The organism is Agarivorans sp. QJM3NY_29 (assembly GCF_050870835.2).
GTDB lineage: Bacteria > Pseudomonadota > Gammaproteobacteria > Enterobacterales > Celerinatantimonadaceae > Agarivorans.
Genome location: NZ_CP194036.2, coordinates 1342922 through 1355516 on the forward strand (window position 1 = coordinate 1342922; position 12595 = coordinate 1355516).

General features: G+C 46.8%; 11 protein-coding genes and 2 pseudogenes. 5 read left to right on the plus strand and 8 right to left on the minus strand.

The features are described from left to right. Positions 1-64 precede the first annotated feature (64 nt). The 4 genes from arsJ to ACRRS0_RS06175 are packed head-to-tail and all read right to left on the minus strand — an operon-like array spanning position 65 to position 3689. Positions 65-1288: an organoarsenical effux MFS transporter ArsJ gene (gene arsJ / locus ACRRS0_RS06160; protein ID WP_432454072.1), complete on the minus strand. Its 1224-nt coding sequence runs from the start codon at positions 1286-1288 to the stop codon at positions 65-67. Next, the gene (locus tag ACRRS0_RS06165) at positions 1285-2292 is read right to left on the minus strand and encodes an ArsJ-associated glyceraldehyde-3-phosphate dehydrogenase (RefSeq protein ID WP_432454071.1); all 1008 of its coding nucleotides are present in this window, start codon (positions 2290-2292) and stop codon (positions 1285-1287) included. Before ACRRS0_RS06165 ends, arsJ begins: the two co-directional genes overlap by 4 nt. Before the next feature lie 15 nt (positions 2293-2307). After that, complete coding sequence (locus ACRRS0_RS06170; protein WP_432454070.1) at positions 2308-2811, minus strand: phosphatase domain-containing putative toxin; 504 nt, start codon at positions 2809-2811, stop codon at positions 2308-2310. Positions 2812-2819: 8 nt separating this feature from the next. After that, entirely contained in the window at positions 2820-3689 is an 870-nt protein-coding gene (locus ACRRS0_RS06175) for a metalloregulator ArsR/SmtB family transcription factor (protein ID WP_432454069.1), read from the minus strand. Positions 3690-4224: 535 nt separating this feature from the next. Here ACRRS0_RS06175 and ACRRS0_RS06180 point away from each other — a divergent pair. Together ACRRS0_RS06180 and ACRRS0_RS06185 are read left to right on the plus strand one after the other, a co-directional pair. Continuing rightward, positions 4225-4533 (plus strand): annotated as a pseudogene (locus tag ACRRS0_RS06180) (ISAs1 family transposase); the annotation flags it as partial. A gap of 352 nt (positions 4534-4885) precedes the next feature. After that, positions 4886-5323: a hypothetical protein gene (locus ACRRS0_RS06185; protein ID WP_432454068.1), complete on the plus strand. Its 438-nt coding sequence runs from the start codon at positions 4886-4888 to the stop codon at positions 5321-5323. Between the two features lie 256 nt (positions 5324-5579). Here ACRRS0_RS06185 and ACRRS0_RS06190 read toward each other — a convergent pair whose 3' ends face one another. Beyond that, positions 5580-6620 (minus strand): IS91 family transposase, encoded by a 1041-nt coding sequence (locus ACRRS0_RS06190; protein WP_432452428.1) that lies wholly within the window; start codon positions 6618-6620, stop codon positions 5580-5582. Between the two features lie 2 nt (positions 6621-6622). Then, positions 6623-7504 (minus strand): site-specific integrase, encoded by an 882-nt coding sequence (locus tag ACRRS0_RS06195; protein ID WP_432454067.1) that lies wholly within the window; start codon positions 7502-7504, stop codon positions 6623-6625. 211 nt (positions 7505-7715) lie between these two features. On the opposite strand from ACRRS0_RS06195, the gene ACRRS0_RS06200 reads away from it, so the two are divergent. Continuing rightward, the gene (locus ACRRS0_RS06200; protein WP_432454066.1) at positions 7716-8342 is read left to right on the plus strand and encodes a suppressor of fused domain protein; all 627 of its coding nucleotides are present in this window, start codon (positions 7716-7718) and stop codon (positions 8340-8342) included. On the opposite strand, the gene ACRRS0_RS06205 is transcribed toward ACRRS0_RS06200, so the two are convergent. Then, positions 8320-8991 (minus strand): group II intron maturase-specific domain-containing protein, encoded by a 672-nt coding sequence (locus tag ACRRS0_RS06205; protein ID WP_432454065.1) that lies wholly within the window; start codon positions 8989-8991, stop codon positions 8320-8322. The two genes, ACRRS0_RS06200 and ACRRS0_RS06205, sit on opposite strands and share 23 nt — an antisense overlap. Positions 8992-9327: 336 nt before the next feature. On the opposite strand from ACRRS0_RS06205, the pseudogene ACRRS0_RS06210 reads away from it, so the two are divergent. Together ACRRS0_RS06210 and ACRRS0_RS06215 are read left to right on the plus strand one after the other, a co-directional pair. Next, positions 9328-9658 (plus strand): annotated as a pseudogene (locus ACRRS0_RS06210) (transposase); the annotation flags it as partial. A 212-nt stretch (positions 9659-9870) separates the two neighbouring features. Then, entirely contained in the window at positions 9871-10641 is a 771-nt protein-coding gene (locus ACRRS0_RS06215; RefSeq protein ID WP_432454064.1) for a ribonuclease H1 domain-containing protein, read from the plus strand. Between the two features lie 84 nt (positions 10642-10725). On the opposite strand, the gene ACRRS0_RS06220 is transcribed toward ACRRS0_RS06215, so the two are convergent. Next, positions 10726-12132, minus strand: coding sequence for a PepSY-associated TM helix domain-containing protein (locus tag ACRRS0_RS06220; protein ID WP_432454063.1), 1407 nt, complete (start codon positions 12130-12132; stop codon positions 10726-10728). Positions 12133-12595: the final 463 nt, after the last annotated feature.

Below are 12595 nucleotides of genomic sequence, written 5' to 3' on the forward strand. Positions count from 1 at the left end.
TTAATACGTTAAATGTCATTATTGACTATAGCTACGGTGCTCTTAAGAGGCGAAGATTTACAATTTAATCGCCAAGTTGATTGGGACTAGTTTGAGGCAACTTTAAGCTGATCACGCAGGTCAGCACTAGCATCGCCAAGGAAATCCATAAACAGGCAGAAAGCCCCGCGAGCTGATACACCGCACCCGATAACAGCGTCCCCAGCAGACGCCCCATGGCATTGGCCATGTAATAGAAGCCCACATCCATCGACACCCCATCCTCGCTGGCGTAACTGACGACCAAGAATGAATGCAAGGATGAGTTTACTGCAAACACCGCACCAAATAAGATGAGTCCGATAACGATGCTAAGTTGTGGCTGCCAAGCTAGTTGCAGTAGAGAAGCCAGCAGCGCGGTCACGATACAGAGTAAAGCGACCCAGGTGACTGCGGCTGCGCGCCCCGGCATGTTGCCGTCGCTATTACCGATGAGACGTGGCGCCAAGCCTTGAACCAGCCCGTAAGCGATCACCCAACTTGCCATAAAACTGCCAATTTCCAGTTGCGACCAGCCTAAATTCGCGCCCAAAAATACTGGCAGCGCGACTACAAACCACACGTCGCGAGCAGCAAACAAAAATAGTCGGGCTGCCGCCAGCGTATTAATTTGCGGGCTTTTGGAAAACAGCTGGGAAAACTTTGCCTTATGTTTCGCTTTACCTAAATCTTTGGCTAATAGTCTGCTACTTAGTGAGAGCACGAGTAACAACACCGCAGCCATTGCCAACATCGAATATTGAAATCCAATCCAGTGAAGCAGCGCGCCGCCGAGGAAAAATCCAAAGCCTTTTAAGGCGTTTTTAGAACCCGTCAGGATGGCGACCCATTTAAATAAACGCTGTTGTTGTTGGCTTTTCACCAGCGTTTTGATGCTGCTTTTGGCGCTCATTTTATTTAAATCTTTAGCAATGCCCGAGAGCGCTTGAGCCGCCATGACCAGTGGCACCGATAAATACTGGTTTGGTAAGGCAAGCGCCAGTAAGGCGATCACTTGCAAGCCAAGGCCAATATTCATGGTGTTATTGAGGCCAATACGCGCACCTAACCAGCCGCCAACGAGGTTAGTGACTACCCCGAAAAACTCATAAAACAAAAACAGCATGGCAATTGCAATGGCCGAATAACCAAGCTGATGAAAGTACAACACTACCAACATGCGTAGCGCACCGTCGGTGATGGTGAAATTCCAGTAGTTAAAGGTTACTAACAGATACTGTTTAAGGGCCTGCGGCAGCGGGTTGCTCATTGGTCGGCTAAGCCCACTTTACGAATGAGTTCGCTGGTGCGGGTGGCATAACCCATTTCGTTGTCGTACCAGGCATAAACTTTAAGCATTCGTTTACCAATCATCATGGTTGAGGGGGCATCAATAATGCTGGAGCGTTGGTCGCCTTTATAGTCGATGGAGACCAGTGGTTTTTCTTCATAGCCCAAAATGCCTTTCAGCTCGCCTTCGCTGGCCTGCTTAAATAACTGGTTTACTTCAGCAGCCGTACTATCACGCTCAAGGGTAAAGACCATGTCAGTCAACGAGGCATTGGCCAGGGGAACTCGCACCGCATGTCCATTGAGCTTGCCTTCCAGCTCCGGGAAAATTTCACAAATCGCTTTGGCGCTGCCAGTGGTGGTGGGGATTAACGACATACCGCAGGCGCGAGCACGACGAAGATCTTTGTGCGGGGCGTCTAAAATGGTTTGGGTATTGGTTAAATCGTGGATGGTGGTCATGCAGCCCGACTCGATGCCAATATGCTGCTGAATCACTTGGATCACCGGTGCTAAACAGTTGGTGGTACAGGAGGCCGCGGTAACAATTTGGTGTTGAGCCGGATCGAAGATGGCGTCGTTCACCCCCATCACAATATTGGCGATGCCCGCGGCTTTGACAGGTGCCGACACCACCACGCGCTTCACGCCCTGGGCTAAATACGGCGTCAGTAAATCTTTCGCCCGATGCACGCCTGTAGCATCTAGCACCACATCGCAGCCTGACCAATCAACCAGCTCAAGCGCCTCTTGCTGAAAACAAGGGATGGTATGGCCCTCAATGACGATGCCCTGCGCATTATGACGAACAGAATTTGACCAACGTCCTTGCACTGAATCAAATTCGAGCAGGTGGGCTAAGGTTTCGGCATTGCCGGCCACATCGTTGATACAGACAAACTCTAACTCTGGCCAGTGGTAAGCGGCGCGCAGCGCAAGGCGGCCGATACGCCCAAAGCCATTAATTCCTACTCGTATGGTCATGCTGATTTCCTTTGTCTAATTAGCTGATTTGGCGAATTGTTGAATGTATTCCAGCTGAGCGGGCACACTGAAGGCATTTGGCCGAACCGCCCTAATTTTAGCGATGCTGTCCTCTAATTCAAAACCTAGCGCCAACATGATCCGCGCGGCGACTAAACCAGTGCGGCCGCTACCGCCCTTGCAATGCAGCGACAAATTCATGCCATTATTGATCAGCTGGAGGAAGCGGGGGAGCACGCTTTGAAAGTGCTCTTCCCAAGCTTGGTCGGGGACGGTGTCATCTTCGATGGGCAGGTGAAACCATTGCATGTCGTAGGTGACCGCGTGTTTTGGTAAATCACTGACTTGCATATCGGCGAGCTCTTGTTTGGTCATCATCGTTAGTAGTGCTGGGCTGTTTTTGTAACAAAGCTGCTGCAGCGAAGTTGACAGGTCGACGCCTTGGGTGCCGGGACAGGGAGTGAGTAGCAATTGCGCGTGGTCGCTCAGGTCGACGGCATAAATAGGATGTGAAGACATAACTTACCTTATTGTGGATTGACTAATAATGGATGACTCATGGGCTTTGTCGTTTGCTTGATTTCGGCTGGCGCTTCGAGTTGCAAGGCTCTGAGCCGAAACAAGGGCAGATTAATGTAACTAGGGTTGGCGAGCCGGGTGGTGGCCAGCGTTTGTGTGACCCAGGCAGGCAAGCAGGGATGAAGATGATAAAAAATTTGTTGACCCTGGCGGGTGGTCGCCACCAGTTGGCAGTCGCGCAGCAGTGCCAGATGCCGCGAAACCTTCGGTTGACTCTCTGCCAAGGCGTGGCTTAACTGGTTCACACTGAGGCATTGTTCATCTTCAATCAGCATCAGTATTTGGAGTCGGGTATTGTCGCTCAACTGCTTAAAAACATCGATGGGGCTCAGTTGCAGTTGCTCACTGATGGGTTGGTTAAAGCGAACAAACTCTGAAATTAACTGTTCCAGTTGAGTAAATACCTCGGCAAATTTGTCCATTCCGGCACTGGCGGCAGGATCGGCTAAATTCCAATGCATCATGGCTTTGCTGCTTGGCAAGTTAACACATTGTTGTTTTGCGCTATCACACAGGGTAATAATGAAATCAAACTGGGTTTCGGCTTGGCTATCACGGGCTTGTGTTGCTAAGCGTTGACTAAGCAATTGGTCGATGGTTTTACTGTATAACTTGCTGGCCGATAAGTTCTGCTGTTTAAGTAGTTGTATGCTTCGCGGGTCGACCCCCTTGGGCTGGGTACCGGCGCTAAAGGCAATAAAATGCTCAGCGTAACGCTGGTTGACCAGCGCTTCGGCGAGTTGCGAACGAGCCGCATTGGCGGTACACAAAAATAACAGACTTAACATCAGTGTCACAATACATATGAATAAACGCATATACGATAAATCATATGTTTCTACTGTGCAAGTGAAAGCGCTGAAGATTTTTCAGTGTGTGTAGGTTTTGCTTACAGTGTAATTATTTACAATCGAGAGTAATCGTTTAAAAAATGAGCTTGCAAACCTATCATGCTTATTGTGGTATCTGGTGATACCTAAACGAGCGATTTGATGGTTTTTACCTTGATGTCTCTCAAAATATTCCAGCTACATCCTTAACTGGTTTATGCCCGGTTCTGTGTTAGCAACGGGGTAAAAGCTTTCGCTTAAGGCGACGTTATTAAGCTTCAACGAGCAAAGCTTAGCGAAGCAAAAAGAAAGCTCGCCCTGCATCTTCTTAACCCCTGCGTTGCTCATTCTCAAGGGCGTTGAAGTAAACACTACGCTCAAACAGACTTCAACTTTACTCCCTTGTTCATTTGCGCGACTCGGTGAAGATGATGGGATTTAAAAGCGTAATCTTGGCTATCGAGAGTATGAAAGGTTTTTGTTTTTAGAATGGGTGTCTAGTTTATTAGTTTATTTCGCCATAAATGGGAAAGGCACTGTAGATACCTCGTATTACATAAGCTCAATGTCACCGAATCACAAATTGTTAGGCCACTATATTCGTCAGCATTGGCGAATTGAAAACAGCCAGCATTACGTATTAGATGTTGTTTTTAAAGAGGATAACTCTCGCATTACTTTAGACGGAGCGGTGGAAAACATAGCTCTATTTAGACGTTTTGTGATGAACATGCTCAAACAATGCGATTGTGGAGCGCCAAGTCACAAAGTGAAGTTGAAGAAAGCGGGATGGAGCGACGATTATCGGGCACGAGTCTTCTTTGGGTTATAAATCCATCAAAGTATGCTCCCGCCCTGAGGTAAGTGTCGCGAAAAGGTGTTATTGTTGGTTTTGTTTTTAAAATGGGTGTCTTGTTTATTCACTCGATAAACGCGAGATATGATGGGCTCATATGTCGACCTTTACACTGTGATTATACAGTTTAGTGGGTTCCCATCTTTCTGCAAATGCATGACCATCTTTCACGCATGGTCAATATGGCGATTGACTGGTATGCTGTTGATAAAATTGAATGTTAAAGGCTATGTGAGTTTCTGTGGTGCGTGATAGGTGGTAACTTCGCATGCGTGAAAGATGGAAATTTGCATATTAATATGCTGTTATATTTTTAAAAGGAGTTTCGGTGAAAAAATCTATTATATTAAGCGTACTATTAACAAGTGTCGTTGCATGTACAACATCTCAGAGTGGAAAATCATTTAATACGCATACAGCAGATTTCAGCAAAGCATCAGATGATGAATTATGTATCGTATATGGTTACAGGCTTAATCGGTCAGGAGAGGCAAAATCTGAGCTTATTAAGCGTAAAGTCTTTACAAATACTGAATGGAATAAAATCTCAAAGCATCAAGTTTCTGATGGAATGTCTGAGTGTGCAGTTAAGGCTGCTTATGCGATCAGTTATAAAAAGGTGCTGAACACTAACTTTAATAATGGCGATAAAGGTAAAAGTTTTATTTATAGCTGCACTGGAAATAATGTACCACATTGCCCATATACAAAAATCGATATGATTAACGGTAAAGTAACTTCAATCTCGAGTGTGCAAAAAATATAACAAATAAGAATAGGTGTCGCGTAGCCGCCACCTTATTCGGGTGTTGAACAAGCCCGATGCTCCCTTCTATAGTAAATAACGGTATTGATGTTGGCGGGGCCAAGGCCTTGTTACTTTTTACAAGGCGAGTTTGGCTAAGACTGGGTGAATGGCGTTAAGCCTTTACCTGTCATACATGATGCTAAGCTGTTATTTTTTGTATGTATTCATCCTCATGTTAAGCCCTGCCATTCTCCTTATCCTGTTCGCCTTTCGGCTAGCTCGTTCGACTCACGCCTGTGCAGTGCATGGGGTGCTGGCAGCAAGGGCATGGCCGGGTCGCGCTGTGGTTGTCGGTTTGGAGCGCGGCGAGGTTCACGCGTTGCGGCACTCGCAGGAGTAACTGAATGCGCCGCAATATGTGTTTGGCGTTGCCCCGTAAAAAACCATAATCTCTCACCCGCTGTAATCCCTTGGGCAATACATGCGCCAAGATAAGCCTTAAGAACCTTAAGGTAGGTAAGGTGCGGATTTTGGTGGTGTGGCTTTGGCTATCTAGATACCTAAAACTCACTTGGTCGTTATTGGTACTGATGATGTCGTTATCGGATAAGATCCCGCGATACAAGTAGCGAGATAAGTACTGTAGCGCGGGCAGCCCAAAACCTACGTTGCGACAATCGACCACCCATTTGGTGGGGATATGCGGGGGCAACTTGATGTTTGGGTGTTGATTGAGCGCATCTAGCATTCTCCCTCGCCATACCTTGGCCAGCGCAAAGGCGTTAAACAAGTACTTCTTGTTGCAGTGATGCCACTGCTGCTTCGCACGGTGATAGCGCCCACCGGCCACCAATACATGTAAGTGGGGATGCAGGTTACGCTGGCGGCTATGGGTATGCAGTACGGCGGTAAACCCTAATTCCCCCTGGTTCTGGCGTTTGGCAAAGTCCTTTAACAGGCTTGATACCACCTTGAACATGATTTGGTATAAGGCTTTAGGCTGCACGCGGGCTAAAGCCCTTAGCTCATGAGGCAGGGTGAAGGTCACCATAAAGTAAGTCGTGGGTAGCAGCTTGTGTTGTTGGCGAGTTAACCAGCCAGTGGTGCAATGGTGTTGGCACTGCGGGCAATGCCTATGGCCGCAAGACAGCGTCAATTGGTCTTGATGCGGGCAATGTTCACACTGCCAAAGGCTGTGACCTTGTTGCTCAGTTTTACAACGCAGCATGGCATACATTGCCCGTTTAGCATCCGCCCTTAAAAGCGGTGCAAGCTCGGCCTCATGTTGGTGAAGTAAATCAATAAAGGTGCTCATGGTTACGGCCACATGAGTGTGAGAGAGTCAGTGAGTTTATTCACTGCCTTTACGGCATCTAATTGCTTCACTTGGGTCAACTGGGTATAACGTGCAGTGGTATTTAAACTGGCGTGTCCCAGCAAGTGTTGCAAGGAGCGTAAATCCAAGCCTTGTTCAAGCAGATGGGTGGCATAACAATGGCGCAGCGAATGCGGGCTAATAGGTTTATGAATACCGCAATCGCGCAATACCCGCTTCAAGGCTTTTTGTACGCCGCCTTTATCCATAGGCACATCCACCTGTTTACCTTGGCGTGGAAACAGCAGACGAGCATGGCGATGGCTTTGCCAATGGTGACGTAAAACCTGAAGGGTGCGACGCGGCATGGGCACGAAGCGGTCTTTGCCGCCTTTAGCATCCCGCACATGGATTTGCATGGCCTGACTATCAATATCATGAATACTTAAGTGTAAGCCCTCGCTCAATCGCAGCCCCATGGAATACAACACCAAGAAGAAGACTTGATAGCGCGGTTGCGACGTCATGCTTATCACTAAGCCGACTTGCGCAGGGCTTAAGATATCGGGTAAGCGCTTCACTTGAGGAGGCTTCACAATGTTTAGCCACTGCCATTGTTTCTCGAGGGTGTAGCGATAAAAAAATTGCAAGCCATTGCGGTCTAGCTTCACGGTGCTCCAAGAATGGCTGCGAATCAGTTGAGCAAAATAGGCCTTTAAATCAGCGGTGCTTAAGGTATCGGGGGAGCGGTCAAAGTGGGCAGAAATCCGACGTACCGCACGCGAGTACGCATCAATGGTGGCTGGTCGTTTCCCTTGTAAGGTTAAATTGGTAAGGTGTTGTTTATATAAAACATGATAACGATGTTGTTGGGTAGGGTTCATGCTGCATACTCCGGTTCATCACGACCGATTGGCCGTGTCACATTGAGTATGAGATATCAGGTGCTATGCACTCTGCCGCAGAGCGGCTTCGTTCAACAAGCTAATCAACTGGACGCATTACGGTTGTCATCGTTTTTTCAAAAGAAAAACATGGCAAAAACAAAACCAACCTACACGCCAGTTATTAGGGCGTTATAACTAAAGGAAGTTTATGAGTCTGCTGGAAGATTCGTGGGAACAAAGAGAAGAAAAAGTATACCCAGAATTATTTGGCAGCACGGGTGAAGGTATTTACCCGTTAGATGCCTCTTTATTCAAAAATCAATTTGGTATCGACAGCATTGACCCGAGATGGTTACATTTTGGTGTTTTCAAATGTGCCCCGGCGAGTGACAGAAAAACTTGGGTTTATGTTACTTCTGGCATGTCTAATACATGGGAGTCAGATGACCCGCAAGAATATTCAGGTTTCGGTACTGAGTTTATCCTTGAAACAGATGAGGAAAGTGATTGGGCCATAAATGCGTTACGTAGTTTAGTAGCTTTCAATATTCTTGTGTCGGTTGGTCATTATGGAGATAAACCCCTAGTTGACTATGGCGACCGCATTCCAATGAAAATTGAGCCGAATATTTCAAGCTTAATGGTTGTAAAGCCAAATCAATTTCCCGAATCATTCGACTTAATATCTGGAAAAGTTGACATACTACAAATTACAGGTATTACTGCTCAAGAATTAGATTATGCAAAAAAGAATAGCTCAGAGGAATTAGCAAATAAGCTATTTGAATCTCAGGGTTCGTTCACTTTAAAACCTAATAGGTTAGGTGTAATTTAGTTATAATCGGGTAGCCGGAGGTATCTAGCCTCCAGCCCCCACAACACCCTGCATGCGGCTCCGCACAGGGCGTTTCACTTAGAATGGTGAAGCCAATCCATCCATCTCGAAGCGCAAATAGACCTTGGGATACTAAATAAGCATTCGATAATGCTTGTTGGATCCCCGGTGTTTTCGAGCTTCTCCATGGGCCTTTACTGGTTATACCACAGGCTACCGCGGCTTGAACATGTACTCCTCTACGCATCAGATTTCTTACTTTGGTTCTCGGTTTTCGCCACTGTCGCCAGTAGGCCATTCGCACTCTGTGCCTTATCCAGTGATCTAGATCGACACACAGTTGATAGCAATTCGCGATCCCAAAGTAGTTTATCCATCCTCGCAAGTATTGGCTTACTTTAAATAGCTGATAACCCATCGCTACGCCCCAGTTACGGTTTGTTAGACGCCTAATTTGTTGTTTAAAACGGTGTAGCGTTTTGGTATGAATTTGCAGCCGTCCCGCTTTAAAGGTAAACCCTAAGAACTTACTCTTCGCCGTTTTAACCACCTGACTTTTGGCTGTATTAACCACAAGTTTTAAGCGCCGTTGCAAGAAGCTACTAATGCTCGTTAGCACCCGTTCACCCGCACGCTGACTTCTCAGCAAAATGGTAAAATCATCGGCGTAACGAGCAAACTTATGCCCTCGCTTGGTAATCCTATGGTTATAGACGTAATGATCCCCTGTTGAAAGTGTCGACCTCCTGCGTTTATCGTGGGTTGACCAGTACAGTCAAACTAGAGCCACACTGTTAGATGCAAGTCATAACAGAACAGGAGATCGACATGTCTAAATCTAGAAAAATTATATAGACACCCATGATTGTCGTGAAATATTCGCCACGCTTCTACGCTTAAGTAAAGTCTTAGGCTAATCTCCCCCGAAAACTAACAGCAGTCAATCGTAGAATGTTCTCGTAACATAAACGCAGTGAAATTCTGCATGAAAAAATCAAAATTTAGTGACAGCCAGATTCTGGCCATTCTCAAGCAAGCGGAGGTAGGAACACCAGTTCCTGAACTTTGCCGTGAGCACGGTATGAGTTGCGCGAGGCTCTATAAATGGCGTTCAAAGTACGGTGGAATGGATGCATCGCTCATGGCCCCATGAAAGAGCTGGAAGATGAAAACCGTCATTTTAAAAATAGGTATGCGGAAGAACGTCTTAAAGCAGAAGTCGTTCAGCAAGCGATGGCAAAAAAGTGGTGAAGCCGAGTGAGCGGCGTATGCTCGCTCAGCCATCGGTGGCGCATCCCCTGAGATTATCGCTTCGTTGTGACAAGCCCAGCGGTGAGTTGTTAAACATGCCAGATTATCCCGGTAAACCCTCCAGACCAACATGTGTACGCCAATACATGGCTCAGATGGATAAAAAACTAATTTTTGGACAGTAAAACAACGCTTGGCCTGGCATATTGGCTTTAAGGCTTCAGCATTGTGGCTTTGCTGGTAATATTAGCCAGCAGCTAACTTAAGAGACTTCAACATGGCAAAAAAGTATTACGTGGTATGGCAGGGTCGGGAAACTGGCATTTTTAGCGATTGGGCGACTTGTAAAAAGCAAATCGATAAGTTTGCCGGGGCACGTTATAAGTCGTTTGCTAGTCTGGCCGAGGCCGAGGCAGCCTTTGGTGGTCGCGCCAGCTCTGCTATCAAAGCCGCGGGCGCAGGGCCTGCGGCTAAGCGATATAGCGCTCAAACGGTAAAAACCTATACTGCGGCTGAAATTGATAAACTCGCCGCAGAGGTGAAGATTTTTACCGATGGTGGCTGTGAGCCGAATCCGGGGAAAGCGGGTTCTGGTTTAGCGCTCTATCGAGATAAACAGCTTGCCGAGTTATGGTATGGCTTATATAACCCGATGGGAACTAATAATACCGCAGAGCTGAATGCCTTCAATCAGGCCTTGATTATGGCGGCTCAAGAAGTCGCTTTGGGGCAGCGAGTGGCAATCTTTTGCGATTCCAAATACGCCATCCAATGTGTGACGCAATGGGCGGTAGCTTGGCAGAAAAAAGGCTGGAAGAAGGCCGGAGGGGAAATTAAAAATCTCGCGCTGATCCAGGAGATGTTTGAGCGCTATCAGACACTAAAAGATAAAATTCAGGTGTTACATGTGAATGGTCACGTTGGAGTTGAAGGCAACGAGTTGGCTGACCGCATGTCGATCCATGCCATTGCCGAAAAGCAGACAGGCTTTAAAGCTTATCCTCAAGCCCTGAATATTCAGGCTATCCTGGCGCTGCGCGCAGGCTAAGTTGGTGAAGCCGGAGCTTGTTCGGCTAGTGCACCGTAAATTGTGCTCTAGCCGGACGTTTGCCGATTCAGTATTTTAAGACTCTCAGCTTATAAAGCTTTTTAGTCGTGGGATCCGCGACAATATAACAAAATCTAATAGTAAGATGCTTAGTAAACACAGTCCTGCCATTGGAAACATCAACGATACGGCGAACATCACTAGCGCCGCGCTTTTCCAAAGTGGCATGTTGGTGGGTAAGGGAGGCGCAGCGAGTTTTAATACCCCTTTAGGGCGGCGTAGCCACCACATCACCACACCCGAAATCGCAATCAAAATAAATGCTGCGCAGAGAAGCGTATCGATCAGGACATTTAACCAGCCCATCTCTCCTTGATGCAGAGCAATGCCTACAGCCATTAATTTAGCCATTAGGCTGTAATCAGACCATGCCGCTTCGGCTAATAATTGTCCCGAATATTGATCTAGGTGTGCAGTTCTGTCTTGAGTGGCATCACTTATATCACCGCTCATGGTGTTGGCTGAGACGGTATATACTGCGGTAGCTGAGTTGGGTAAGTTGATCCTAAACCGAGTGAACCCATGTTGTTGGGCAAAGTTGACGATGCTATTGAGATTGGTGTGCTGTTTGGCTGGTTGGCCAGTATCGTCTGAGCTAGGTAGTCGCGTTTGTTCAAGATTCCAAGGAACCTCTTTGGTTTGGCTATGATTCATACTGGCGTGGTTGAGTGTTGAAAGTGGCACCGCATCCCATTTTTGTGCGGGGAAGCTATTCCATGCTTGCACGTATTTAGCCCCCCATATACCGGTCCATGAGAGTCCTGAGATTAAGAATAATAATAAAAATACTGAGGTTACTAAGCCTACGTTAGCGTGTAAATCACGCCACATTATTCTTGTACTGTTGTTGAATCTAATTTTGAACAATCCTGACTTACTGATTTTATCGCGTGGCCACCATAGGTAAATTCCGGTAATCAATAGCACGATGCTAAGGCTGGCGGCCATTTCTATCAGTCGATCTCCAATATCGCCGAGCAATAAGCTGCCGTGAATGCTATTGGCTAAGTTATACCAGCTTTGGTCTCGATTGATCTGCCCGAGAACTTTACCAGTATAGGGATCTACGGTTATGAATAAGGATTCTCCTGCTGCCTTGACAGCAAACCGACTAGCTTGAGTGGCGCTCGCTGGCGTGATGTATTGTTGTATTGTGGCTTGTGGGTAGCTTGCTTGAACTGCTGCAAGCTGTGCGGCCGGGGATACGGTCGTGGGGTATGGTTTTACCTGAATAATATCTGCAAACTGGGCTTGCTCGATGGCGTCGTCGTAGAGCATGACTAAGCCAGTAATCGATAGCATCAGTAGGAAGGGAACCACAAATAGTCCCGCATAAAAGTGCCAACGCCAGGCAATCATATAGTAGCGTTTGGTCTTGGTTGCTGTTTGTTTTTCGGTGTTCGTCCGTTCTGTAGAGGTGCTGCGCAACATTTCATTCATCCTTTATGTTTTAGGCACAAGCATAAGCCCCCGTAGTGATACCTAAGTCGCGCGACTCCGGTATGGCTAAGGGGTATGGCTTCATATTAAATAATGATCAGGCGTTACTAAATGCTGGTGGAGAGCGCGGTGTTTGGATGAGGTAACGATGGAAGCGAACCATAAAAATATAGTTATCATCGTTAGACATTATGAACAGTCGTTGAAAAACTGATGTTGCTAAAAGGACGTTGTGAAATGGAAAATAATGACAGAATAAGCACTGCTTTGAATGAACAGTATCTGCGGGTTGTTCGCTTCCTTCATCAATTTGTACCCATTTAAAACCGCTGAGGGTGCAAACCGACAGCCAAACACCAGCTGCGCGACTATGTGCATTGATGGCAGGCATTAATGAAAGCAGCAACCAGCAAAATAGCCATGCTGAAATCATTAGGTGTTTAAAAAATGTTCT

Excerpts from the sequence above, each read along its gene's own strand:
- arsJ (WP_432454072.1), bottom strand. The coding sequence starts at position 1,288 with ATGAGCAACCCGCTGCCGCAGGCCCTTAAACAGTATCTGTTAGTAACC.
- ACRRS0_RS06165 (WP_432454071.1), bottom strand. The coding sequence starts at position 2,292 with ATGACCATACGAGTAGGAATTAATGGCTTTGGGCGTATCGGCCGCCTT.
- ACRRS0_RS06170 (WP_432454070.1), bottom strand. The coding sequence starts at position 2,811 with ATGTCTTCACATCCTATTTATGCCGTCGACCTGAGCGACCACGCGCAA.
- ACRRS0_RS06175 (WP_432454069.1), bottom strand. The coding sequence starts at position 3,689 with ATGCGTTTATTCATATGTATTGTGACACTGATGTTAAGTCTGTTATTT.
- ACRRS0_RS06190 (WP_432452428.1), bottom strand. The coding sequence starts at position 6,620 with ATGAGCACCTTTATTGATTTACTTCACCAACATGAGGCCGAGCTTGCA.
- ACRRS0_RS06195 (WP_432454067.1), bottom strand. The coding sequence starts at position 7,504 with ATGAACCCTACCCAACAACATCGTTATCATGTTTTATATAAACAACAC.
- ACRRS0_RS06200 (WP_432454066.1), top strand. The coding sequence starts at position 7,716 with ATGAGTCTGCTGGAAGATTCGTGGGAACAAAGAGAAGAAAAAGTATAC.
- ACRRS0_RS06215 (WP_432454064.1), top strand. The coding sequence starts at position 9,871 with ATGGCAAAAAAGTATTACGTGGTATGGCAGGGTCGGGAAACTGGCATT.
- ACRRS0_RS06220 (WP_432454063.1), bottom strand. The coding sequence starts at position 12,132 with ATGTTGCGCAGCACCTCTACAGAACGGACGAACACCGAAAAACAAACA.